Source organism: Microvirga sp. 3-52 (assembly GCF_018383585.1).
Lineage (GTDB): Bacteria > Pseudomonadota > Alphaproteobacteria > Rhizobiales > Beijerinckiaceae > Microvirga.
This window is the reverse complement of the sequence record NZ_JAHAMK010000006.1, coordinates 131848-155758: the sequence shown is the minus strand read 5'-3', so window position 1 is coordinate 155758 and position 23911 is coordinate 131848. Positions and strand designations below refer to the sequence as shown.

Here is a 23911-nt window from a genome sequence, read left to right as displayed (position 1 = left end):
GGTTTTTAGCCGTATTCGTGCCAATCCCGTCATCACCGGCCCTGTGCCGGTGATCCCGATGAAGAAAAGTGCAGCGCTCCACAGGATCGAGATCGGGACTGATCCCCGGATCACGTCCGGGGACGGCCATGTCGTGGAGTGGGGAATCCCGTCACGCCTTCGACAGCGAGGCCTCCGACGATGACGTGGGCCCGAGGCCGAGTTCCTTTCGGCCCTCTTCCAGCAGCCGGTTGGAGGACCCCTCCACTTGCTCCTGCAGTCGCTCGAAGAACGCCTCGCGCGGCAGGCCCGGGGCGATGGGGTCGAGCACCTCGATCCGCACCGTGCCCGGGCGGCGGATGAACCGGCGGCGCGGCCAGTAGAGGCCCGAATTCATGCCGACCGGAATGCACGGAAAGCCGAGATTCTGGTAGAGATGCGCCACGCCGTACTTGTACGCCGGGGGAGCGCCCGGCGCGCGGCGGGTGCCCTCGGGAAAGATGATGATCTGGCGGCCGTGCTGCGCCTCGTCCTTCGCCCGTGCCGTCATCTGCACCAGCGCCAGGGATCCCGCCTTGCGGTCGACAGGCACGCAGCGCGCCTTGGCCAGATACCAGCCGAAGAAAGGGATCCACATCAGCTCGCGCTTCAGGATGTAGGTCGGGTCCTCGAGGATCGTCACCAGGGCGAAGGTTTCCAGGAACGACTGGTGCTTGGCCGCCACCAGGGCTCCGCCCGGCGGAATCTTCTCGCGGCCGGTGATCACGACCCGGGTTCCGGCGATCACGCGCAGAAGCCAGAGGGAGGTGCGGCCCCACATCTTGACCAGTTCCATGAACACCCGGCGCGGCATCAGGAAGCCCGGGATCAGGATGATCAGCCACAGGATCAGGTTGGCGTAGAAGGCGACGTTGAACAGCAGGGAGCGGACGATCAGCATGGCTTCATGAAAACGAAAAGCGGAGCATGAGGCTCCGCGGGTGAGACACCATAGAGGGTTTTTTCCTGGCGCTCTAGCGCCAGAGCGGCTCGGCGATGACCTGCGCCCTGATGGGAGCCCCGCCGCTGATGATGTTCGCCACCGAGGAGCGCTCCGGGTCGCCCTCGAAGCGGGTCCGAACCCAGACGGCCAGGAACTTCAGGTATTCGGTGAAGATCACCCGGGCAACGGCCGGATTGTGCCACCAATCGTGCGGATCGATGGTCGCCGCGACCGGATAGGGGATCTTCTGGAGGTTCGGCAGGGCGTGGTCGAGCTCCACCAGGGTGCGCGGCATGTGGTAGTTCGAGGTCACCACGATGATGGCGTCGAACCCATTCGCTTCGGCCCAGCGCCTCGTCTCGATCGCGTTGCCGATGGTGTTGCGGGCCCGGTAATCCAGGTCCACGCAGCAATCGAACAGCCGCCGCTGCCCCGGATTGAGATTGGCGATCTGATCCCGGCTGGTCTTCTCGTTGACTCCGGAGATCAGGAGCCTCTTGGCGTATCCCTTGGCGAGAAGGTCGATGGCGTCGCCGATCCGCTGCGCGCCGCCGGTCATGGCGACGATGCCGTCCGCCCGGGTCTCGGGAGTCTGCTCGAACCGGTCGAGATGATAGACGAAGCCCAGGAAGCCGAGGAACCCGACGACCAGAGCCGCGACGCAGCTCCAGAATCCGAGGGTGAGCAGGCGGCTCAGCAGAGACCGTCGCACGGGGTGCCTAGCCGATTCCGACATCGTCCAGCCCCAGCCTACGGCCTCTGTGGAATCCATGGCGCCCGTCGCACCCCAACTCTGCGTTCGCGAGGTCATCTTGGACGACAATAATGGAGAATGCGGCAACGGAGAGGCAACCCGCTTTTTCCCGGTCAACTGTCACCATCAACCATTTTCGTTAAGAAAGCGTCTCACGGTCAGGCGCGAGACGATGCCGGTGATGAGCGCGACGAGCAGCGCTATGAGGACGACCACCGCATAGCCGGTCCAGCTGATGGTGAAGGCGCCGAAGAGCGCCTCGAGCTGGTCGCCCGTGGGGCTCGCCCGCCAGGAGCGGGTCACGAATCCCAGGATCAGGGTGAGGATCAGGGCGGCGGCAGCCCCGATGGCGCTGCCGCGCAGGCCAAGGCGGAAGAAGCGGCGTTGGAATTCCTTGGCGATGAAATCGTCGTTCGCGCCGACGAAATGAAGCACCTCCACCACCTCCCGGTTGCCGGCCATGGCGCCTCTCGTGGCAAAGATCACGGCAAGGCCGGCGGCCACGAGCACCAGGGCCACCAGAAACACCCCGACGCCGATGATGGTGTTGGCCATGGTCGAGAGCCGCGAGACCCAGAGGGCATGATCGTCGAGGGTCGCGCCGGGCACGTCGCGCTGCAGGGATTGCCGCAACGGGCCGAAATCGGGCTTCGCGTCCTGCCTGATCTTGATCACGATCAGGCGCGGCACCGGCAGGTCCTTGAAATCCAGGCCGGTGCCGAGCCAGGGCTCGAGCAGGCGCTCGGATTCTTCCCTAGAGAAGGCCTGGGCCTGCTCCACGCCCGGCGCCTGCCGGGCCAGGGCCACGGCGCGCTCCACGTCCTGGTCGATGGAGCGCTGGGCGTTGGGGCGGATCTGGATGGTGACTTCCCGGGCGATCTCGGAGCGCCACTGGGCGGAGGAGGCCGAGACCAGTTCGGCGCCGCCGGCGCAGAGGGCGGCCAGGAAGGTCAGGATGGCGATGACCGCGGCGAGCGCCTGTCCGCCCGCCGAATCCACCGGGACGAGCGGGGCGTTCCGGCTCAGGGAGGCCGGCAGGGAGCGCTTCTGCCCGTCGGAAGCTGCAGCCTTCCTCAGGCGGGGTTGGGGCGCGCCGCTCATCTTAGCTCACTCGTCGATATGCAGCCGGCCGTCGCCGAGCACGAGGCGGCGCACGTCGAGCTGATCCATGAGGCTGAAGTCGTGGGTCGCGATGACCACCGAGGTTCCGAGCCGGTTGAGCTCGATGAAGAGACGCAGCAGGCGGCGGGCGAGCGACGGGTCCACGTTGCCGGTGGGCTCGTCCGCAAGCAGTAGGTCGGGGCGCACGATCAGCGCGCGGGCGATGGCGGCGCGCTGCTTCTCGCCGCCGGAGAGCACGGGCGGCAGCATGTGCATGCGATCGCCAAGACCCACCCAGCGCAGAAGCTCCACCACCTCGGCCCGGTAGCTCGACTCGTCCTTGCCCTGCGCCCGGAGCGGCAGCGCCACGTTCTCGTAGGTGGTGAGGTGGTCGAGGAGGCGGAAATCCTGGAAGACCACGCCCATGCGGCGGCGGACACCGGTCAGGTCGTCCTTGGAAATCCGCGACACGTCCTCGCCGAACAGGGAGATCAGGCCGCGGGTCGGCTTCACCGACATGAGGATCAGCCGCAGAAGCGTCGTCTTGCCGGCGCCGGAGGGGCCGGTGAGGAACTGGAAGGAATTGGGCTCGATGGAGAAGGTCAGGTCGCGCAGGACCTCGGGCCCCATGCCGTAGCGTACGCCCACGTTCTCGAAGTGCACGGACGGAGCCGCGCCCTCATCGTAGTCCTCGTCGTAAAGCGCCCTCACGCGTGCTCAAGCCATCCTTGGAGGTTGTCGGTTCTTGTGGCGGATGAAGACCGCGATTCGCTTCCTTATCGCCCCTGCATGGTTAGCAAGCCATAAACTTGCCGGACCGCGACGGGAAGCGAGCGTTTCGCGGGACATTGCCGCAGGAGGGAAGGGCGAGGGCGTTCCTCTGACACTCTCCCCGTCATCACCGGGCTCGTCCCGGTGATCCCGATGCGGAAAAGCACGGCGCTCGTCCGATCGGGATGGCCGGCACAGGGCCGGCCATGACGACCGTGGCTGGCATCCCGGCGAGCGAAGCGCGGAAAAGAGATTCAACGACAAGCGCCGGGCTGATGGATTCCCTTCCCGGCCGCAGCGCAGCGGCCGGGGATGACACTGGAGCCTCGATCAGCCGCAAAAGTCATCAAGTCCGTTTGACATCCTCGTTCAGGCATGGTCGTGAAGAGGTAAGCCCAAGGGCTTTTGACTTCTTTGCTGGATGAATGACGATGGCCGCTGCTCCCCGTATCCGGGTTCTCTTCGACGAAGACACGATCGCCAGGCGCAACGAGGCGCTGGCTCAGGAGATCGCGGCCGCCAAGCCCGAGAACCTCCTCGTCGTCGCCGTGCTCAAGGGCAGCTTCATGTTCGCCGCGGACCTGATCCGCGCCTTGCATCGCAGCGGGCTGGCGCCACAGGTCGAGTTCGTGCACCTGTCGAGCTATCTCGACGGCACGGTTTCCACCGGCAACGTGACGATTCTGCGCGACGTGGAAAGCGACGTGCGCGGACGCGACGTGCTGCTCGTGGACGACATCCTTGAGTCCGGCCGCACGGTCACCTTCGCCAAGGACCTCCTCATGGCACGCGGCGCCAAGAGCGTGAGGACTGCCGTGCTGCTGGAAAAGCCCGGCAAGCGCGCTGTATCGATTCACCCGGATTACGTGGGCTTCACCTGCCCCGACGTCTTCGTCGTCGGCTACGGCATGGACGTGGCCCATTCCTATCGCCAGCTTCCCTTCGTCGGCGTGGTCGATCACCTCGACAACAGCCCGGATCTGTTCGACAAGCCGGAATAAGGCGCATTTCCCAAAGACGCCGCCGTCAATCTGAGAGGCTGGCTCGTCGAGGGGCATCTTACCCTCCCAGGTCATCACCGGCCTTGTGCCGGTGATCCCGATTGATTGAAGCGCGGCGCTCCACAGGAACGGGACGGCCGGGACGAGCCGGCCATGACGGTGAAAAAAGCGCGTGATGAGCAAGCCCCAAGGCGATCTTAGTATGTCTCTGAGGAGGCTGTTCGGGGAAATCCCAGACTAACCGTTCAGCTGCCAGATCGTCCCGTTGAGCAGGGTCGCGTAGCAGACCCACGCGAGATAGGGCACGAGCAGAAGGCCTGCCGGGCGGTCGAGCCTCCAGAAGGCGCGGATCGTGACGAGGATCGCCACGATCAGGGCCGCGATGACGACGAGGCCCGCAAGCGGGCTCCGGCCGCCGAAGAAGGCGAAGGACCACGTCCCGTTCAGGACGAGCTGCACGAAAAAGGCCACGATGGCCGCCGCGCGGCCGGGCCGGTTCTCCGGCAGGGCGAGAATGCGCCAGAGCGCATAGGCCATCATGGTATAGAGCAGCGTCCAGGCGACCGGGAAGGCCCAGTTCGGGGGCGTGAAGCCCGGCTTCTGCAGGTTCGCATACCAGGTCGGGATGTTCGGCTGCGTGATCAGGCTCGCCGACACGGCCACCGCGACCACCGGCAGCACGGCCGTGAGGAAGCGCGGCAGCCGCGGCATTGCATGGCTGTCCGGCGAAGTTTGATCTGTATGCATGCTCGAAATCCCTTTATGAGATGCGCGTCGATTTATCCCGTGACGAAACCTGTCACGCTCTTCGGAGGTTCCCTCATGTCGTCATCGCGTTCCCCATGGTCGAAGCGCAGCCTGACCGCTCAGGCCATGGGCCATGTGGATCCGATCACGAAAGCGGTCGTGCCGCCGATCCATGTGGCGACCACCTATATCCGCGACGAGGACAATGCCTATTCGTCCGGCTTCGTTTATGGCCGGCCCGACAACGCCACCATCCGCGAGGCGGAAGAGGTCCTGGCCATGCTGGAGGAGGCCGAGGCCGGCGCGCTGCTGTTCTCGTCCGGCATGGCGGCGGCGACCGCCGTGTTCCAGGCGCTCGATCCCGGCGATCATATCGTGGCCTCCAAGGTGATGTACTGGGCCCTGCGCAGCTGGCTGATGACGGAGGCCGTGCGCTGGGGCCTCAAGGTCGATTTCGTCGAGACCGACAACCTCGATTCCTTAAGGGCCGCCGTGAAGCCCGGCGAGACCAAGCTGGTCTGGGTCGAGACGCCCTCGAACCCGCTCTGGACCATCACCGATATCGCGGCGGCCGCCGACATCGCCCACGCGGCCGGTGCGCGCCTCGCGGTCGATTCCACCACCGCGTCGCCGATCCACACGCGGCCGCTTAACCTCGGCGCTGACATCGTCATGCATGCGGCCACCAAGGTGTTGAACGGCCACTCCGACGTGGTGGCGGGCGCGCTCGCGGGCGCGAAGGCCGACGCGTTCTGGACGCGGATCGCCTCCATCCGCAAGATGCAGGGCGCCATCCTCGGCCCCTTTGAGGCCTATCTCCTCATGCGCGGCATGCGCACGCTCCACGTCAGGACTGCCGCGCAGGCGAAAAGCGCGCTCGATCTGGCGCAGCGGTTCTCCGCTCACCCGAAAGTGGCCCGCGTGCTCTATCCCGGCCTGCCGCAGCATCCGGGCCATGACATCGCCGCCCGGCAGATGGAGAACGGCTTCGGCTACATGCTCTCGATCCAGGTCTCGGACGGCGAGGCCGCGGCGATCCGCACCGCCGCGCGGGTCGGCCTGTGGAAGCGGGCGACCTCGCTCGGCGGCGTCGAGAGCCTGATCGAGCACCGCGCCTCCATCGAGGGCCCGGGCACCCCGTGCCCGCCGGACCTCCTGCGCCTCTCCACCGGGATCGAGGACGTGGAGGACCTTTATCGGGATCTCGATACGGCGCTGCAGGGCTGACGCCCGCTCACGTCATGGCCGTCCTTCTCCAATCCTACGCCCTCATCCTGAGGAGGTCGCGAAGCGACCGTCTCGAAGGAGGATCCAGTGCTCTCCGGACGCTCCTTCGAGACGCAAACTTTGTTTGCTCCTCAGGATGAGGTGAGAGGGTGTTGAGAGCGGGATCGCCGGCACAAGGCCGGTGATGACGGATGAACGAGGGAGTGAATTACGGGCGCCCCTTAGCCAGCTATATTGATCTTGTCACAAAACCTGTGCTTCTCTCGGCTACAGGCGAGCGCTGTTTCGCAAAAAGACAAGCCGAGGGAAGACCATGACACACTCCATCACCCGCCGCCGCGTCCTGCAGACCGGCGTGGCCGCTGCCGCGGTCGCCGGAACGCAACGGTTCGCCTGGGCGGCCGGTCCGGTCGTGAAGCTCCGCATCCTGGAGACCACCGACCTTCACGTGAACATCTTCCCTTATGACTATTACCGCGACGCGGCCGACGACACGGTGGGCCTGGCGCGCACCGCGACCCTCGTGAAGGGGGCGCGGGCCGAGGCCAGGAACAGCCTGCTCTTCGACAACGGCGACCTGATTCAGGGCTCGCCGCTCGGCGATTTCGTCGCCTATCGCAAAGGTATGAAGGCGGGCGACGTGCATCCCATGGTCGCCGCCATGAACGAGCTCAACTACGATTGCGGCACGCTCGGCAATCACGAGTTCAACTACGGACTCGAGTTCCTGCAGAACTCGCTCGGCGCGGCGAAATTCCCGCTGGTCTGCGCCAATGTCATCAAGGCGAACGGCGAGACCCTGCTCAAGCCCTGGCTCGTGCTCGACCGGCAGTTCACCGATGAGAGCGGCGCGAAGCAGACGATCAAGGTCGGCGTGATCGGATTCGTGCCGCCGCAGATCGTCCAGTGGGACAAGTCGCATCTCGACGGCAAGGCCACCACGATCGACATCGTCGATGCGGCGAACAAGCATGTGCCGGACCTGAAGAAGGCCGGCGCCGACATCGTCGTGGCGCTCTGCCATTCCGGCATCGCCGGCGGGGAGCGCAAGGGCGGCGAGGAGAACGCGGCGCTGCATCTCGCGAAGGTCGAGGGCATCGACGTGATCCTCACCGGCCACCAGCATTTCACGTTCCCGGGCGGCAAGGAATTCGCCAACATTCCGGGCGTCGACGTGAAGGCCGGCACACTGCACGGCAAGCCTGCCGTCATGGCCGGCTTCTGGGGCAGCCATCTCGGCCTCATCGATCTCGAACTGGCCAAGGACGGCAATGCCTGGAAGGTGGCGAATTTCCGCACCGAGGCGCGCCCGATCTACGACCGCGTCGACCGCAAGGTCGTGGCGAAGGTCGATTCCGACACGGCCGTGATGGCGGCCGCGCAGGCCGGCCATGACGCGACGCTGAAATACGTGCGCGAGCCCGTCGGCACGACGGCGGTGCCGATCCATTCCTATTACTCGCTCGTGGCGGACGATGCCTCCGTGAAACTGGTGGCAGAAGCGCAGGCCTGGTACGTGGCCGATCAGCTCAAGGCCTCGCCCTTCAAGGACCTGCCGATCCTCTCGGCGGCGGCTCCCTTCAAGGCCGGCGGCCGCGGCGGCCCGAACTACTTCACCGAGATCAAGCCGGGTCCGCTCGCCATCAAGGACATGGCCGACATCTACATCTACCCGAACACGATCCGCGTGGTGAAGATCACCGGCGCGCAGGTGCGCGAATGGCTCGAGCGTTCGGCCGGCATCTACAACCAGATCGATGTGGCCAAGGGCGGCGAGCAGGATCTCATCAACCAAAAGTTCCCGGCCTACAACTTCGACGTCATCGCCGGCGTGCAGTACAAGATCGATCCCAGCCAGGCCTCCCGCTACGACGACAACGGCAAGGTCGTGAACGCCGATGCCCATCGCATCAAGGACCTGACCTATAACGGCAAGCCCGTGACGGACGATCAGCAGTTCATCGTCGTGACCAACAACTACCGCGCGGGCGGCGGCGGCAACTTCCCCGGCGCCGACGGCACCACCATCGTGTTCGAAGCGCCGGACCTGACCCGCGATGCGATCATGCGCTACATCGTCGAGAAAAAGGAGGTGGCGCCCAAGGCGGACGGCTCCTGGTCGCTCATTGCGCCCGCCGGCGTCACCATGACCTTCACCACCGGCCCGAACGCCGCCAACTACCAGCCGGCCGGCATCAAGATCGAGAAGATGGGCGATGCCCCGGAGGGTTTCGTGAAGTACCGCATCGTGGGCTGATTCTTTCCCTTGTTGAGATGCTAAACGGCCGGGCATCCCCCGGCCGTTTTCGATCGTGCCGCAATGAAAAGATGATTCTGAGGCCGCACGACGACGCCTGCGACACTTTGTTATTGATGATAAAGCAGGCATCGATTTCCGCCATGCGACTGATGTCGCGGCCGGAATCGCCAGCAAATTTTGCTCTCGATCTGACTAAAGAATCGCCACTTCTGGCAATTGAAGTGAATTTAACGTCGCGTTAACCACCGGCAGTTCGAATGACGGCATTGCTGCCTCTTCGATCACGATTTTATTCTGGTTTCCTCAATGATTCTTCTCATTCGCAGATTGATCTTTCCTCTGCTCGCATTGATGGCGATGCCCGTTGCGTCCGTCGCCGACGAGATGAAGATCTGGAGCGAAAACATCACTTCCGCATGGCTGGACAACCACGTGGCCGCACGGCGTGCGGGCCGTCCGCGCTCATCGCCGCGCCTGAACCGCACACAGATCTGGGCGAACAACATCGCACGCTCCGACATGCAGGCTTTCGTGCCGACGGATTTCGACCGGGCGGTCGGCGCCAAGATGCAGCCCTTTCACGACTACAATTTTCTGGTCGGTACCGAACTGATCCGCGGCAGCGGCGAGGTGAGCCTCCTGTCGTCGAAAGCCACCTGGGAGGCCTTCCTGACGCGGGATTGGGAGCGTCTCGGCGGCGTCAGGTTCGGCCTGTCGACGGCAGGCTTCGTCGACAGCATCCAGAGCGGCTATTCGCAATCCGTCAGCGGCACCATGGATATTCCACTCGACTTGTCTCTTCACACGTGGAGCACGGAGCTGCGGCTGTCTCCCAGCATGAATCTGGATGGCCTGAACGGGGACATCAGCACCGGCCTGCTATCGGAAATCATCGGCCAGACCCGGCTGACCACTCCCGCGGATCGATTCCGGTCCGAACTCAATGTCAGATTGGGCTATGGGCTTGCTCCCAACACCCGGCCCGTCGCTTCCGCGCGGCTCGAGCTGAGGATCGCGCCGAACCTCTGAACAGGAGCCGATGCAGCGGCACTGCGATCCATCGCTCCCCATGGGCTTCCGAACCTGTCTGGCCCTTGTCCGTTGACGATGGTGTTCGTGACCGGAGAGAAAAGTGGGACAGCTGACCTTCGATGGCCTCGGGCCGTATGATCTGCCCGATGCGACCCATGCCGACGCGCAAAAGGATGGCGATGGATTCATGATCTCATTCCGCCTCTGGAAGTCGGAGAATGCCTGGACCCTGGTCCGAATTCATGTGAGCGACGCGGAGGCGGCGAAACTCGTCCGCCAGATCGGAGACGCCCGCATGCGATCGGACGGGTCGACGATCATCTAGGTCCCGATGTTCACCGTCTGTCTCGGCTTCCTTCCCAAGCGCTTCGGGGCGACGGTCATCGACGCCACAGGTCTCCTCTCAAAAGCCGTATTGTCGTTCTAGGTCCAGGATGTCGGCAGCCGACAGATCGGCTGCTGCCCTTTCAGGCGCGATTCTGCCCTCGAAGCATTGTCAATTTCGAGGTGACCCATGACGAGACAAATGCATTCGGCAGCCGGTTATCAGGCTCTTGTCGTCAACCGATTGACAGGGGTCCTCGTAACCCATCATCTGAACAGCGAAGATCACGAGCTCGCCAACGAATGGGCCCGTTGCCTCGCCCAATCGTGCCGGGTGGAACTGTGGCACAATGCCCAGCTCGTCGGATCATTCCCGCCCCTGTCGAACCGGATGACAAAGCAGGCCGGCTAAGGCTTTCGCCCTTTGGTCCCGTGGCTCTTACAAATGTCTCGTTGTGGCTGTATGCTCGATCGATCAGCGGCTCCCTAGTCGGCCGCTGCCCTTTTGGGCGCATGGGCGTCTCGAAGCTTCCCGGGCTTTGGAGAATGACTCATGCCAGTCGATCTGCCCCCGAACAAAAAGCCTGCCCTGTCCGCCGAGACGACGTTCAACCTGATGCTGGACCGGTCCTTGAACTGGCTCGCGGTCGCGGTCGTGATCGGCTTGCTCCTGTGGGTTTACAAGCTTGGTCTCGTGCCCCTGACCTGAAGCATCGGGCCCATAAGCGGATTTGCACTCTCGGCATCGCTCCGATGCTCTAAGGCAGCGGGATCAGATCGCTCATGCTTTCCGGCTTCGGCTCCGCGCCGAGGCGCCGGCGCTTGGCCAGGATGATGGTGCCGTTGAGTTCCCCGCCGAAGAGGAAGATGGCGCCGAGCGTGTAGAGGAAGATCAGGGCCACCATGGCGGTGGCGAGGCCCCCATAGGTCGAGGCATAGGCGCCGGGATAGAATTCAAGATACCAGCTGAAGGCGAAGCCGCCGAAAAGCCACAGGGCCAGCGTCACGCCCACTCCCGGCAGCACCGCGCGGAAGCGGCGGCGCCCCGCAGGCACGAGCTTGTGGGCGAGGAGCAGCCCCGCCACGATCACGATCGTCGCCACGCCGATTCGCAGGAAGGCGATCAGGCCGTCGAAGGGCTTCAGCGCCGGCACCCAGGAGAGAACGATGCGCCACACGAAGGGGCCGAGCACGACGAGAAACGCCAGGGCGATCAGCATGAAGGCGCCGGCGATGACGAACGCGATGGATTCGAGCCGCGTCAGCCACCATGCGCGGGTCTCGCGCACGCCATAGGCGCGGTTGAGGCCGACCCGGAGGCTCTCCACCCCGCTCGATGCGAAATAGAGCGCCAGCACGAGGCCCAGGGTGAGCACGTCGCTGCGCCGGGTCGAGAGGATGTTGTGCACCTCGCCTGCAATCGGCCCTGCGACTTCCTGCGGCCAGGCCTCGAGGACGATGTCCGCCACCTCATCCGCCAGGGTGCCGGTCCCGAACAGGCTCGCCAGGGCCGTGACCAGGATCAGGAACGGAAACAGCGAGGTCAGGACCGAGAGGGCGATATGGCTCGCAATCGCCCAGGCGTCGTGCAGCACGAAGCGGGTAGACGCGATGGCCAGGAGTTCGAGCGAAAGGCGAAGGCGATTCAAAAGATGGGTCTCCAGGCTGCAGGAGATGGTGCGCCAGGAGCCAAGGGCAAGGAAGCTCCCTTGCCTCCCGCTTCATCCTATCGACGTTTGGACTAAGGCTTCGTAATCGACAAAGGCGAGGGAACGGGCCTACAAGGCCCGTGACCCATCTCGCCATCTCTTCCCAGCATCATCGCCATGAACCCGACCCTCTTCGCTCGCCTCGCGCCGCCGCTCTTCGTGCTCATCTGGGCGACCGGGTTCATCGTGGCGCGGTTCGTGGCGCCCTATGCCGAGCCGCTGACCTTTCTGTTCGTCCGCTATGTGCTGGCGACCCTCGTCCTCGTCGGGATCGTCACCGTCGCGCGGATGTCCTGGCCGCGCAACTGGCACGATTGGCGCAACAGCCTCATCGCCGGAATCCTCCTGCATGGGCTCTATCTCGGCGGTGTGTTCTGGTCGGTGAAACATGGATTGCCCGCCGGGATCTCCGCCCTGGTGGCCGGGCTTCAGCCGCTTGCGACCGGACTCTTGGCCGGGTCTCTCCTCGGGGAGCGTGTCTCGCGACGGCGCTGGCTCGGGATCGGCATCGGGTTCCTGGGCGCAGCGCTCGTGGTGGCGCCGAAGCTCGGGGCAGGGGGCGTGCCGCCTCTGGCGCTTGGCATTTGCCTGCTCGGGATGCTCTCCATCACCTTCGGGACGATCTGGCAGAAGCGTACCGGCAGCACCCTCGATCTGCGCGTCAATGCGGCCATCCAGTATATCGGCGCGGCCGCCGTCACCCTGCCTCTCGTGCTCCTGACGGAGGAAGGCCATATGGACCTGACCCTGCCGCTTCTGGGCGCGCTGGCCTGGGCCGTGCTGGGATTGTCCATCGGGGCCATCGGCCTGCTGCTCTTCCTCATCCGCCGGGGCGCGGTCGTGGGCGTGGCGACGCTGCTTTATCTCGTGCCGCCGGTCGCGGCGCTGATGGCCTTCGCGCTCTTCGGCGAGACCTTGAGCCCGATCCAGCTCGCCGGCATGGCGCTCGCCGCCCTGGGCGTTGCCGTGGCGAGCCGGAACTGAAACGCGAAAAGCCCCGGAACTCGCGCTCCGGGGCTTTTCGCCTGACGCCGGACCTACTTCGATATTTTTACAGAAACCGGATCGCTCGCAGGGAAGGTTTCCTCGACGCCTTCGTCGAGCAGGTCCTCCTGGTGCTTGCGGTTGTTCTCCGGTCGCTTCTCGTCCTTGCGGTCGCGCGTGTCCTTAGGATCGTCCTTGCCCTGCGTGGTGTCCTGATCGCGGTTCTTGTCCGTCATGTCCTGTCTCCACCGTTGGATTGCAAACGCCTGTTGAGAGGACAACGCATCGGGCCAAGCTTCGATCCGCTTTCCCAATTCCCAAACGAAAACGGCGCCTTTCGGCGCCGCTTGTGTCGGTTTCGATCCTATCAGCGGGGCTGGCCCTGCTGCTGGTTGACGAAATAGTCGAAGGGCAGCTCGGCGATGCGGAACCAGGTCAGCTCCTTCTCGCGGAAGGCGTTCCAGGAATCGTACACCTTCTTGAACTTGGCGTTCGAGGCTGCGATCTCGCCGTAGAGCTTGTAGGCTTCCTTGTAGCTCTGCTCCATGACGTCGCGCGGGAACGGGCGCAACTGCACGCCCTGGCCCACGAGGCGGCGGATCGCATCGGCGTTCTGCGCATCGTATTTGGCCACGCACATGGCGTTGGCTTCCGCGCAGGCCGCTTCCAGGATGGCCTTGTAGTTGGAGGGCAACTCGTTCCACTTGTTCATGTTCACGTAGAGCGAGGGCTGCGCGCCGCCCTCCCAGAAGCCCGGATAGTAGTAGTACTGGGCCACCTTCACGAAGCCGAGCTTCTCGTCGTCGTGGGGACCGGAGAACTCCACCGCATCGAGCGTGCCGCGCTCCAGCGCCGGATAGATGTCGCCGGCGCCCAGCACCTGGGGCACCACGCCGAGCTTCTGCATGATCTGGCCGCCCATGCCGGCGATGCGCATCTTCAGGCCCTGCAGGTCGGCGATGGACTTGATTTCCTTGCGGAACCAGCCGCCCATCTGTGCGCCCGTCTGTCCGGCCGGGATCGGGAAGATGTTGTAGTCCTTCATGAACTCGCGCATCAGCTCGAGGCCGCCGCCGTAATGCATCCAGGCATTGTGCTGGCGCACGTTCATGCCCCACGGCACCGAGGTGTCGAACATGAAGGTCGGGTCCTTGCCGATGAAGAAGCTCGACAGGGTGTAGGAGCATTCGACCGCGCCGTTCTGCGTGGCATCCAGGGTCTGGAGAGCGCCGACGATTTCGCCCGCCGCGAAGGTCTGCAGCTGGAATTTGTTGTCGGTGGCTTGAGCCACGCGCTTGGCAATCATCTCGCCCGCGCCGAAGAGCGTATCGAGGCTCTTCGGATAGGCCGAGGCCATGCGCCAGCGGATTTCCGGCTGCGCCTGCGCGATGGCCGGAGAGGCGACGGCGCCTGCCGCAGCGGCCAAGCCCGCGCCTTTGAGAACTTTTCTTCTGTCCATGAGCATTTCCTCGACCGATTTATGTCGTCACTGCCGGTTTGGCTGAACATTCCATAAAGCGGGAGGAGGGCCGCTGTCACTCCGCCTTCCGTAGCGGCAGATATGCGGCAGGGTCGACGAAGCCATGCAGTAGCGTCATTCCGGGTGGCGAGAACCACCCGGAATGACGAATGTAGATTATCGCTCCTCCGAGCCGCCCTTGGACAACGGGCGCTGCTGCTGGCCGCTATGGGCGCGGGCGGAGCGCTTGGGCGGCTTCTCGTCGCCCGTGGAGGAGGTCGAGCGTCCGCCGGACTGGCTCGCCGTGGGATGGCCGCGCACCAGGGTGCCCTTGGGCACGTCCACCGCATTGCCGGGCGCCGGCACCCGGGCGCGGGAGGCAGCGCCGCCGCTCATGCCGGTGGGACCCGTCGTGCCTTCGGTCTGCGCGGCGCGGGGCGCCGGGCTCTTGGCGGCGGTCGTGTTCACGCCCTCGGCGATCTCCTCGTTCGACATCTGGAAGCCGGCATCGTCGTCTTCCTCTTCCGGCACTTCCTTGAAGGAGTGGATGCCGGCCTTTGAGCCGCTCGTCGGCCGATTGTCGTCCACATGGTCGATGTCGAGATCGGGATCGAGCTTCTTCGAAGCACCCATGATGCCGGTGGCTTTCGCGGCCGCGCGCTTGGTGTTGCCGACATCGTTGCGCTGGGTCGGGCCCGCAACGAAATCGTCGCCGGTCTCTTCCTGGGTGACTTCGTTCAGCACCTCGTCGACAGGTGGCTCCGGGGGGCGGCCACGTTTGTCTTGCGCCATGGGTTATTCCTCTTCTTGGGTTTCAAACAGGCCCTTCGGCCTGCGCCTCCGAGCAGCGGACCCAAAGTAGACTTTTGGGATCAACCCGATGCTCATCGTTCAACTTGCGCATCGTGCGGGAAGGGGGATCCGGTTTTCGCTGACGCGGCCCTCTGGGTCCGCATGATGCGCAAAGGCAACGTCCTTTCGAGGACGGGTGTTCCGGCCCCGCGGCCGTGAAAAGGCGGGGCCGGCTTTCCTTACTGGCCAAGCTCTTTCTGCATGTCCTGCAGCAGCGCGAGATGCTCCTTGATCTGTCCGCGCGCGAGCTTGGCGAGGTTCGCCATCTCGCGGTTGCCCGAGGCCTGCTGGAGATGGCTCTCCTGAAGCTTCAGCAACTGCTGGTGCCCTTCGATCTGCAGGGCGACATAGTCCTTGTCGAAGGCCGCGCCCGGCTGCGCCTTCGACAGGCGCTCCATGGCCTGGGCGTCCTTCTGCGGCAGCTCGGGCGCCGTCGCGGCGGATTGCTGCGCGCCCTGCGTGGTGGAGGCCGTCGCGTTCGGATCGGCGAAGGAGTGCATGATGTCGGTGAGCAGGTTCTGCTCGGCGATCTCGAAATCCGCGAACTGCTTCACGCGCGGATTCTGAGCCTTGCTGTGCGCGAAGTTCGATTGCTGCAGCGACACGGTGCTGAGCGCCAGCATCTGCTGAATGTACTGCCGGTCGGCCTGCGACTGCTGCTGGCCCATGGCGGCCGGCGCGCTGGCCTGGCCCTGGCGCGCGGGAGTCTGCGTATCCTGCGGCGCACCACCCTGCTGCGTCCGCTGCTGGCGCTCCTGCGCATTCCGGCCGAGGGCCGGATCGGTCTGCGTTTCCGCCGGCTGCGGTGTGGTCGATTGGGGGATGGCCTGATTCTGCTGGACCTGCTGAGCGAGGGCGGGAAGGCTGATGGCGGCCACGAGGCCGGCAATCACGAGACGGCGTGACATCAAGTGTCTCCTGCGAACGGGTTGTGAGAGCGAACGCTTGCGGGACCGTTTTGTTCGGGCGTCTCCACCTTCAGCGTCGGCGATCGAACTTCGTCCAGGGGCGTCCGTTGTGAGACAGAGCGCTTGAACGAAGGAGGCGAGATGCGGGATCGGGCGGCAAGAATCCTCATGGTGGTGGTCGCGGTGCTGCTCGCGTTCTTCGTGCTCCAGCCCTATGTGACCGGCTATCTCTTTTCGGCCAGGGAGCCGCGACCGGTCGCGGCGCGCGGAGACCTTTCGGACTTCGAGCGTTCGACGATCCGCATCTTCGAGACCGTGGCGCCTTCCGTCGTCCAGGTGGTCGGGCTGTCGGGCCGCGGGCCCGCGGGCGGCGAGCCCTCCGGTTCGGGCACGGGCTTCCTCTGGGACGCGGTGGGCCATGTGGTGACGAACAACCACGTGGTCGAAAACGGCGCCTCCTTCGTGGTGCGGCTGGCCTCCGGGGAGGTTCTTCCGGCCGAGGTCGTGGGCCGGGCGCCCAACTACGATCTCGCCGTGCTGCGGGTCCAGCGCCAGGGCGGATTGCCGGCGCCGGTCGCAGTGGGAAGCTCGGCCGATCTCAAGGTGGGCCAGACGGCCTATGCCATCGGCAATCCGTTCGGTCTCGACCAGTCGCTCACCACCGGCATCATCAGCGCCCTCAAGCGCCGCCTGCCCACCAGCGGCGGGCGCGAAGTCGCCGACGTGATCCAGACCGACGCGGCGATCAACCCGGGCAATTCCGGCGGCCCGCTGCTCGATTCCGCCGGCAGGCTCATCGGCGTCAACACGGCGATCTTCTCGCCCTCCGGTACCAATGCGGGCATCGGCTTCGCCATTCCGGTCGACGTGGTCAACCGGGTGGTGCCGGAGCTGATCCGCAGCGGCCGCGTGCCGACGCCGGGGATCGGCATCCTGGCCGGCGACGAGACGCTCGCGGCGCAGCTCGGCGTGAACGGAGTGATCGTGGCCGGCATCGTGCCCGGCTCGCCGGCGGACCGGGCCGGGCTGCGTGGCGTCGATGCGCGCGCCGGCGTGATCGGCGACATCATCGTTGCCGTGGAGGACACGCCAGTGCGGCGGCTTTCCGACCTCACGGACAGACTGGAGCGCACCGGCGTCGGCGAGACGGTCTCGCTCACCATCCTCCGGGACAACCGGCGCGAGAGGGTCGATGTGGCGGTCGTCGATGTGGGCGAACAGGGGCCGCGGGCGCGCAGGCCATAAAGAGAACACAACCTCGGCAGGGTCCGATTCGTTTCCTCGGGGGCGAAACTTTCATGCGGTCTCGCCGTTAGCCATCGAACCTTCACCAACGGAGGAGCGAATGACACCTGATAGCACCGATACCAACATCCTGGTGCAAAGCTCGGCAGTCGATCTGGGCGATATGTTTCCCGAATATGCGAAAACGAACATCCGTCAGGTCGCCGGAAAGTATTTCGGCCACCTGAGCTCGGCGTCCGTTCACGTTACGCGAGAAGGCATCACCTATCGCTGCACGGTGAACATGCAGATGGGCGCGCTCAAGATGATGAGCGGCGAGGCCAAGAACAAGGACCTCTACGCCGCCTTCCGCGCCGCGCTGCAGAAGACCGCCAAGCAGCTTCGCCGTTCGAAGCGCGAGCTGCGCGAGGACAAGGCCGAGCGCATCGACAAGGACATGCTCCTGCGTGAAGGGACGTCGCCGCGCCGCGCGCAACGGCTCCGTGAGGATGCCGTCCCGGCAGCCAATGACGAGGGCGACTACCGCGTCGCCGCCGAATAATCCGACATTGTCGTTTTCCGTCGTTCCCGGCGGTTCGAAGAACCGGGAAGGCGATCCGTAGCGCTGACGGCGTGTCGCTTTCCGTCCGCTTCGCGTCCTGTCGGGAATGACACCTCTCAAGTCATCACCGGCCTCGTGCCGGTGATCCCGATGGTTTCGAGCGCGGCGCTCGTCCGATCGGGATGGCCGGGACGAGCCCGGCCATGACTAAAGGATGTGAGCGAGAGCAACAAAAAATGGCCGGGCAGGCGCCCGGCCATTGTCATGAACATCAACAGGAGTGCGGCTCAGTTCAACCGCACGCCTTCCGGCGGACGCTCCGTGCCGCTCACCGTGACGTCACCGATCATCAGGCCCATGGGGCCCGCATGCACCGGCACGGTCTCGCCGTCCCTGATCTCGCCGGAGAGAATGAGCTCCGCCATCGGATCCTGCACGTGCTTCTGGATCACGCGCTTCAGGGGACGTGCCCCGTAGGCCGGATCGTAGCCCTTGTCGGCGAGCCAGTTGCGCGCCTCCTCGTCGAGCTGCAGCACGATCTTGCGATCCTCCAGCAGCTTCTGCAGGCGGCGCATCTGGATGTCGACGATCGCGCCCATCTCGCTGCGCTTCAGCCGGTGGAACAGGATGATCTCGTCCACGCGGTTGAGGAACTCGGGCCGGAAGTGCGAGCGTACCACGCCCATGACCTCGTCGCGCACCGCATCCGTGTCCTGGCCCTCTGGCTGGTTCACCAGATATTCGGCGCCGAGATTCGACGTCATGATGATCAGCGTGTTGCGGAAGTCCACGGTGCGGCCTTGCCCGTCCGTGAGGCGCCCGTCGTCGAGCACCTGCAGCAGGACGTTGAACACGTCCGGATGCGCCTTCTCGATCTCGTCGAACAGCACCACCTGATAGGGCCTGCGGCGGACCGCCTCGGTGAGCGCGCCGCCCTCCTCGTAGCCGACATAGCCGGGAGGCGCGCCGATGAGGCGGGCGACCGAGTGCTTCTCCATGTATTCCGACATGTCGATGCGCACGAGCGCCGTCTCGTCGTCGAACAGGAAGCTTGCCAGCGCCTTCGTCAGCTCCGTCTTGCCCACACCTGTGGGGCCGAGGAACATGAACGAGCCGATGGGCCGGTTCGGATCCTGCAGGCCCGCGCGGGCGCGGCGCACGGCGGTCGAGACCGCCGTCACGGCCTCGGCCTGTCCGACGACGCGCTTGGCCAGATCCTGCTCCATGTGCAGCAGCTTCTCGCGCTCGCCTTCGAGCATCTTGTCGACGGGCACGCCGGTCCAGCGTGAGACGACTCCCGCCACGTGATCGGGCGTCACCGCCTCTTCCATCAGGCCGCCGCCATCGGCTTTCGCCTCGACGTCGGAGAGCTGCTTCTCGAGCCCCGGGATGACCCCGTAGGAGAGCTCGCCCGCTTTCGCCCAATCGCCGTTGCGCTGCGCGGAAGCGAGCTGGTTGCGCGTTTCCTCGAGCTTCTTCTTGAGATCGGCCGCGGTGCCGAGCTTGTCCTTCTCGGCCTTCCAGCGGGCCGTAATGGAAGCCGACTGCTCTTCCAGGTCCGCAAGCTCCTTGGTGAGGCGCTCGAGGCGGTCCTTGGAGGCCGTGTCCGTCTCTTTCTTAAGAGCCTCCTGCTCGATCTTGAGACGCACGATTTCGCGGTCGATGTTGTCGAGCTCCTCGGGCTTCGAATCGACCTGCATGCGCAGGCGCGACGACGCCTCGTCGACGAGGTCGATGGCCTTGTCGGGCAGGAAACGGTCGGTGATGTAGCGGTTCGAGAGCGTTGCGGCTGCGACCAGCGCGCTATCGGTGATGCGCACGCCGTGATGCTGCTCGTACTTTTCCTTCAGGCCGCGCAGGATCGACACGGTGTCCTCCACCGTGGGCTCGCTCACGAAGACCGGCTGGAATCGGCGGGCCAGCGCCGCGTCCTTCTCCACGTGCTTGCGGTACTCGTCGAGGGTCGTTGCGCCGACGCAGTGCAGCTCGCCGCGGGCGAGCGCGGGCTTCAGGAGGTTCGAGGCGTCCATGGCGCCGTCGGCCTTGCCGGCGCCGACCAGCGTGTGCATCTCGTCGATGAACAGGATGATGCCGCCTTCGGCCGAGGTCACTTCGCTGAGCACGGCCTTCAGCCGCTCCTCGAACTCGCCGCGATATTTCGCACCCGCAATCAGCGCGCCCATGTCCAGCGCGAGCAGCTGCTTGTCCTTCAAGCTCTCCGGCACGTCGCCGTTGACGATGCGCAATGCGAGGCCTTCGACGATGGCGGTCTTGCCGACGCCGGGCTCGCCGATGAGCACCGGGTTGTTCTTGGTGCGGCGCGAGAGAACCTGGATCGTGCGGCGGATTTCCTCGTCGCGGCCGATCACCGGATCGAGCTTGCCGTCACGCGCGGCCTCGGTGAGATCGCGCGCATATTTTTTCAGCGCGTCGTAGGCGTTCTCCGCCGTCGCGTTGTCGGCGGTGCGGCCCTTGCGCAGGGCATTGATGGCGGTGTTCAGGCCCTGCGCGGTCACGCCGGCCTGGGCCAGGATCTTTCCGGCTTCCGTGTCCTTCTCGACCGCGAGCGCCAGCAACATGCGCTCGACGGTGACGAAGGAATCGCCCGCCTTCTCGGCCGCCTTCTCGGCGGTGTCGAAGAAGCGCATCAGCTCGCGCGTGGCCTGCGGCTGCGAGGCCGAGCCGGAGACCTTTGGCTGTTTGGCGAGCCATTGCTCGACGGCCGCATGGGCGTCGCGGGAGCGCCCGCCGGCACGGTCGATGAGACCGGCGCACAGGCCTTCCGGATCGTCGAGCAGAACCTTTAGGACGTGACCGGGAGCGAGCTGCGGGTGGCCTTCGCGCACGGCGAGGTTCTGCGCCGCCTGAACGAAGCCCCGGGCACGCTCGGTGTACTTTTCAAAATTCATTCTCATCCCTCCTCAGATCCGCCCGCCCTTCTGGAGGCACGGGCCAATCCTGCGATGTCGGACCTCCTCCTGGAGCATCCGCGAGTTTAAGGTGGTGTGTCCAATTCGTCACAACAAGAGGGGGAACCCGCTCGCGGCGCTGGCATTGACCCTGCAACAATTCGAGGAGGTTCCCATGACGCGCGATCCGCGCTCAGACGCCGAGAAGGCCCGCGCCGACCTTGCCCGCAATGCGGAGCTCGGCCTGGCCGTTCCGGAAAGCCCGCTCGAGGAGGGGCCTTCGGTCACGCCGGAAACCTTCGGCGACACGACCGAGAACGGGCAGGTGCCACCCCGGCCCGGTCAGACGCGCGAGCGGGCCGAGGCGGATCGGGATATCGGCGATTCCACCGGCACCATGGCCACCTCCCGCGACATCCCCGTCTCCCCGAAGACCGTTCAAACCCCTCCAACCCATCGCAGCGACGAGAGCGACGGCGTCCTTTCGCGCGCCAAGGAGTGATCAATGATGGCCCTGTCCGATCTTTTCTCCCGTCTAAGCCCAAGCCGGCGCCGCGCGGAAAAAGCCGAGAAGGCGCGCGATGAGCTCAAGGCCAATGCCGAGAAGGCCCTGCGCATGAAGCAGGAGGCCGGCCCCTCCGCCCACATCCCGCCGCACCAGACGGCCAATGAGGGCATGAACCCCAAGACCACGAACGAGGATCACATCCCGGCACGCGAGGGCTATTTCGAGCCCGAACTCAAGCGCACGAAGGTGGCCCGCTCGGGCGACGCTTCGTAAGAGCTGCGCTTGCGCCTGAGAGACAGCCCCGCCCATCGGCGGGGCTTTTTCTTTTGACCTCGTCCTCGGGTCATCACCGGCCCTGTGCCGGTGATCCCGATCGGAAGGGCGCGGCGCTTTTCATCATCGGGCTGGCCGGGACAAGCCCGGCCATGACGTGGGAGGGCTGGCGCATGGATCGGGAGCTCTTGCCCCCGCGGCAGCCGCCTTCTATCGATAGGCCATGAGCATCCGCATCGCCTCCCTCCAGCGCTATCCGGTCAAGGGCCTGTCGCCCGAGCCGCTGACCCAGGCCGTTCTCACGAAGGGCGATTACTTCCCCGGCGACCGCCTCTTCGCCATCGAGAACGGCCCGGCCGGGTTCGATCCGGACCATCCGCAGCATCAGCCCAAGATCAAGTTCCTGATGCTGATGCGCAACGAGAGCCTGGCGCGGCTCAAGACCCGCTATCTCGATTCGATCACGACCCTGTTCATCGAGGAGGGCGGGCGCGAGGTGGCGCGCGGCGATCTCTCCACGCGGGAAGGGCGGCTTGCCATCGAGGCCTTCTTTCGCAAGTTCATGCCCAAGGAGCTGCGCGGTCCGCCGAAGGTGCTGACCGCCCCCGAGGGCTTCCGGTTCACCGATTCCCGGCGCGGTTTCGTCTCGCTCATCAACTTGGCGAGCGTGCGCCAGCTGGAGACCATGATCGGATCCGCCGTCGATCCGTTGCGCTTTCGCGGCAACATTCACCTCGAGGGTCTTGCTCCCTTCGCCGAGTTCGACCTCGTCGGCCAGGTGCTGACCACCCCCTCGGGGATACGTCTCAAGGTGACCAAGCGCATCGAGCGCTGCGCCGCCACCAACGTGGATCCGGATACGGGCATCCGTGACCTGGAAATCCCCAAGAGCCTCATGAAGGCCTACGGCCACTTCGATTGCGGCATCTATGCCGAGGTGCTGCAGGGAGGCACCCTCGAAGCCGGCGAGGATCTCGAGGCCGAGCAGGCGACGCTGGCGCTTTAATTCTCTCCCTCCCGTGTGGGAGCGGTGATGAAGGCTCTGTGTCATCCCCGGCGGTCCGCAGGACCGGGAAGGGGATCCATAGAGCCGCGCCGCAAGTGGTTTTCCTTCCCCTCCGCTTCGCTTCGGCCGGGAATGACACTTCCGTGTCTTTCCCATTCCTCGTCTTTCCCAGCAGGCCGCCGGACAACAAAAAAGGGAGAGCAAGGCTCTCCCTTTTCATCTTGTTCCGCAATGGAATCTTATTCAGCCGCCGGGGTCTCGGCCGGATCCGGCGTGAAGCCGGCGTTCTCGGCATTGGCCGCATCGATCATCTCCTGACGGGTACGGCGGCGGCGGCGCGGACGCGGGGCTTCCGCGTCGTTGGCCGCTTCCTGCACCACCGGGGCGGCCGGAGGAGCCTCGTCGACGGCAACCGGAGCCGGCGTGCGGACCGGGTTCGTCAGGAAGGCCGGCAGGGTACCCTGCTCGGGTGCATCGGCGTCGTCGCGGCGGCGGTCGCGCTGGAAGCGCTCACGACGCTCGCCACGCTCCGGACGGTCATTCCGCTCGAAGCGGTCGCTGCGTTCCGGCCGGTCGGCGCGCTCGGGACGGTCACCCCGGTCCTGACGATCGTTGCGCTCGGGGCGGTCGAAGCGGGCAGGGCGTTCACTGCGCTCGTTGCGCTCGCTCCCCTCGGAGCGGGCCTCATAGGGCTGCTCGTCGCGCTGGAAGTCCTGGCGCTGGGAATCCTGGCGCTGGGAATCCTGACGCGGGAAATCCTGGCGCGGGCCACGGTCGCGCTGGAAGCGCTCACGACGGTCGCCGCGATCGTTCCGATCCGGCCGATCCTGGCGATCATTCCGATCCTGGCGGTCGTTCCGGTCGCCACGATCCTGACGATCGTTGCGGTCGAAGCGCGGCTGACGCTCGGCCCGGTTCTCGTAAGGCTGCGGCTGGGAGCCGAAATCCTGCTCGTCGCCATTGCCGAAATCCTGGCCTCCGGCGCGCTCGAAGTTCGAGCGCTCGCCCGGGCCGAAGCCCTCCTCGTCGCCGCCTTCCTCGTCGAAGGGACGCTGCTGGTAGCCGTACTGCTCGCGCAGCTGCTCCTGGGCGGCCGCGATGATGCGGAAATAATGCTCGGCGTGCTGAAAATAGTTCTCGGCCGCCACCGGGTCGCCGCTCGACTGCGCGTCGCGGGCGAGCTGGCTGTATTTCTCGGCGATATGCTGAGCCGTGCCGCGGATCTTCACGTCCGGGCCGTTCGACTCATAGCTCTTCGTCAGGGGATTGGGCCCCTTGTTGTTGTTGCGGTTGTTGTTGTTACGACCGCGCATACGCCTGTTCTGTCCTGGTCTCATTG

Annotated in this window: 25 protein-coding genes; 13 read left to right on the top strand and 12 right to left on the bottom strand. The window is 65.3% G+C overall.

The window, feature by feature from the left end; translation table 11 throughout:
- Positions 1–151 precede the first annotated feature (151 nt).
- The 4 genes from KHP60_RS07310 to ftsE all read right to left on the bottom strand — a co-directional run bounded on the left by KHP60_RS07310 (position 152) and on the right by ftsE (position 3527).
- Positions 152–919, bottom strand: coding sequence for a 1-acyl-sn-glycerol-3-phosphate acyltransferase (locus tag KHP60_RS07310; protein ID WP_213563153.1), 768 nt, complete (start codon positions 917–919; stop codon positions 152–154).
- A gap of 73 nt (positions 920–992) precedes the next feature.
- Positions 993–1772, bottom strand: coding sequence for a YdcF family protein (locus KHP60_RS07305; protein ID WP_213563152.1), 780 nt, complete (start codon positions 1770–1772; stop codon positions 993–995).
- Between the two features lie 69 nt (positions 1773–1841).
- Positions 1842–2816, bottom strand: a complete 975-nt coding sequence (locus KHP60_RS07300) for an ABC transporter permease (protein ID WP_213563150.1) — start codon at positions 2814–2816, stop codon at positions 1842–1844.
- A gap of 6 nt (positions 2817–2822) precedes the next feature.
- The gene (ftsE, locus tag KHP60_RS07295; RefSeq protein WP_213563148.1) at positions 2823–3527 is read right to left on the bottom strand and encodes a cell division ATP-binding protein FtsE; all 705 of its coding nucleotides are present in this window, start codon (positions 3525–3527) and stop codon (positions 2823–2825) included.
- 491 nt (positions 3528–4018) lie between these two features.
- On the opposite strand from ftsE, the gene hpt reads away from it, so the two are divergent.
- On the top strand, positions 4019–4588 hold the full coding sequence (gene hpt / locus KHP60_RS07290) for a hypoxanthine phosphoribosyltransferase (protein WP_213563146.1): 570 nt from the start codon (positions 4019–4021) through the stop codon (positions 4586–4588).
- Between the two features lie 237 nt (positions 4589–4825).
- Here hpt and KHP60_RS07285 read toward each other — a convergent pair whose 3' ends face one another.
- The gene (locus KHP60_RS07285; protein ID WP_213563144.1) at positions 4826–5335 is read right to left on the bottom strand and encodes a TspO/MBR family protein; all 510 of its coding nucleotides are present in this window, start codon (positions 5333–5335) and stop codon (positions 4826–4828) included.
- A 75-nt stretch (positions 5336–5410) separates the two neighbouring features.
- On the opposite strand from KHP60_RS07285, the gene KHP60_RS07280 reads away from it, so the two are divergent.
- The 6 genes from KHP60_RS07280 (at position 5411) to KHP60_RS07255 (ending at position 10887) form a co-directional block, all read left to right on the top strand.
- Entirely contained in the window at positions 5411–6562 is a 1152-nt protein-coding gene (locus KHP60_RS07280) for a PLP-dependent aspartate aminotransferase family protein (RefSeq protein ID WP_213563142.1), read from the top strand.
- A 313-nt stretch (positions 6563–6875) separates the two neighbouring features.
- Complete coding sequence (locus KHP60_RS07275) at positions 6876–8819, top strand: bifunctional 2',3'-cyclic-nucleotide 2'-phosphodiesterase/3'-nucleotidase (protein WP_213563141.1); 1944 nt, start codon at positions 6876–6878, stop codon at positions 8817–8819.
- Between the two features lie 360 nt (positions 8820–9179).
- Positions 9180–9851, top strand: coding sequence for a hypothetical protein (locus KHP60_RS07270; protein ID WP_213563139.1), 672 nt, complete (start codon positions 9180–9182; stop codon positions 9849–9851).
- A gap of 103 nt (positions 9852–9954) precedes the next feature.
- Positions 9955–10179, top strand: coding sequence for a hypothetical protein (locus KHP60_RS07265; protein WP_213563137.1), 225 nt, complete (start codon positions 9955–9957; stop codon positions 10177–10179).
- A gap of 189 nt (positions 10180–10368) precedes the next feature.
- On the top strand, positions 10369–10590 hold the full coding sequence (locus KHP60_RS07260) for a hypothetical protein (RefSeq protein ID WP_213563135.1): 222 nt from the start codon (positions 10369–10371) through the stop codon (positions 10588–10590).
- 141 nt (positions 10591–10731) lie between these two features.
- The gene (locus KHP60_RS07255; RefSeq protein WP_213563133.1) at positions 10732–10887 is read left to right on the top strand and encodes a hypothetical protein; all 156 of its coding nucleotides are present in this window, start codon (positions 10732–10734) and stop codon (positions 10885–10887) included.
- Positions 10888–10936: 49 nt separating this feature from the next.
- Here KHP60_RS07255 and KHP60_RS07250 read toward each other — a convergent pair whose 3' ends face one another.
- Complete coding sequence (locus KHP60_RS07250; protein ID WP_213563132.1) at positions 10937–11827, bottom strand: YihY/virulence factor BrkB family protein; 891 nt, start codon at positions 11825–11827, stop codon at positions 10937–10939.
- A 177-nt stretch (positions 11828–12004) separates the two neighbouring features.
- Here KHP60_RS07250 and KHP60_RS07245 point away from each other — a divergent pair, with 177 nt between their 5' ends.
- Positions 12005–12871: a DMT family transporter gene (locus tag KHP60_RS07245; RefSeq protein ID WP_213563130.1), complete on the top strand. Its 867-nt coding sequence runs from the start codon at positions 12005–12007 to the stop codon at positions 12869–12871.
- 53 nt (positions 12872–12924) lie between these two features.
- Here the strand turns inward: KHP60_RS07245 and KHP60_RS07240 are convergent, their stop codons facing one another.
- The 4 genes from KHP60_RS07240 to KHP60_RS07225 all read right to left on the bottom strand — a co-directional run bounded on the left by KHP60_RS07240 (position 12925) and on the right by KHP60_RS07225 (position 16090).
- Positions 12925–13107 carry a hypothetical protein gene (locus tag KHP60_RS07240; protein WP_213563122.1) on the bottom strand — a complete coding sequence of 61 codons (183 nt, stop codon included), beginning with the start codon at positions 13105–13107 and terminating at the stop codon, positions 12925–12927.
- 131 nt (positions 13108–13238) lie between these two features.
- Positions 13239–14330 (bottom strand): TRAP transporter substrate-binding protein, encoded by a 1092-nt coding sequence (locus tag KHP60_RS07235; protein ID WP_213563120.1) that lies wholly within the window; start codon positions 14328–14330, stop codon positions 13239–13241.
- Positions 14331–14507: 177 nt separating this feature from the next.
- The gene (locus tag KHP60_RS07230; protein WP_213563118.1) at positions 14508–15122 is read right to left on the bottom strand and encodes a hypothetical protein; all 615 of its coding nucleotides are present in this window, start codon (positions 15120–15122) and stop codon (positions 14508–14510) included.
- A 239-nt stretch (positions 15123–15361) separates the two neighbouring features.
- Complete coding sequence (locus KHP60_RS07225; protein ID WP_213563116.1) at positions 15362–16090, bottom strand: DUF4142 domain-containing protein; 729 nt, start codon at positions 16088–16090, stop codon at positions 15362–15364.
- Between the two features lie 141 nt (positions 16091–16231).
- On the opposite strand from KHP60_RS07225, the gene KHP60_RS07220 reads away from it, so the two are divergent.
- Both KHP60_RS07220 and hpf read left to right on the top strand, forming a co-directional pair.
- Positions 16232–17335: a S1C family serine protease gene (locus KHP60_RS07220; protein WP_213563350.1), complete on the top strand. Its 1104-nt coding sequence runs from the start codon at positions 16232–16234 to the stop codon at positions 17333–17335.
- Positions 17336–17435: 100 nt separating this feature from the next.
- Positions 17436–17876: a ribosome hibernation-promoting factor, HPF/YfiA family gene (gene hpf, locus KHP60_RS07215; RefSeq protein WP_213563114.1), complete on the top strand. Its 441-nt coding sequence runs from the start codon at positions 17436–17438 to the stop codon at positions 17874–17876.
- Positions 17877–18163: 287 nt separating this feature from the next.
- Here hpf and clpB read toward each other — a convergent pair whose 3' ends face one another.
- The gene (clpB, locus tag KHP60_RS07210; RefSeq protein WP_213563106.1) at positions 18164–20785 is read right to left on the bottom strand and encodes an ATP-dependent chaperone ClpB; all 2622 of its coding nucleotides are present in this window, start codon (positions 20783–20785) and stop codon (positions 18164–18166) included.
- A 175-nt stretch (positions 20786–20960) separates the two neighbouring features.
- On the opposite strand from clpB, the gene KHP60_RS07205 reads away from it, so the two are divergent.
- The 3 genes from KHP60_RS07205 (at position 20961) to KHP60_RS07195 (ending at position 22572) form a co-directional block, all read left to right on the top strand.
- Positions 20961–21287: a hypothetical protein gene (locus tag KHP60_RS07205; RefSeq protein WP_213563104.1), complete on the top strand. Its 327-nt coding sequence runs from the start codon at positions 20961–20963 to the stop codon at positions 21285–21287.
- A gap of 3 nt (positions 21288–21290) precedes the next feature.
- The gene (locus KHP60_RS07200; RefSeq protein WP_213563102.1) at positions 21291–21566 is read left to right on the top strand and encodes a hypothetical protein; all 276 of its coding nucleotides are present in this window, start codon (positions 21291–21293) and stop codon (positions 21564–21566) included.
- Between the two features lie 223 nt (positions 21567–21789).
- Positions 21790–22572 (top strand): MOSC domain-containing protein, encoded by a 783-nt coding sequence (locus KHP60_RS07195; protein WP_213563100.1) that lies wholly within the window; start codon positions 21790–21792, stop codon positions 22570–22572.
- Positions 22573–22811: 239 nt separating this feature from the next.
- Here the strand turns inward: KHP60_RS07195 and KHP60_RS07190 are convergent, their stop codons facing one another.
- Complete coding sequence (locus KHP60_RS07190) at positions 22812–23885, bottom strand: DUF4167 domain-containing protein (RefSeq protein WP_213563099.1); 1074 nt, start codon at positions 23883–23885, stop codon at positions 22812–22814.
- Between the last annotated feature and the right edge of the window lie 26 nt (positions 23886–23911).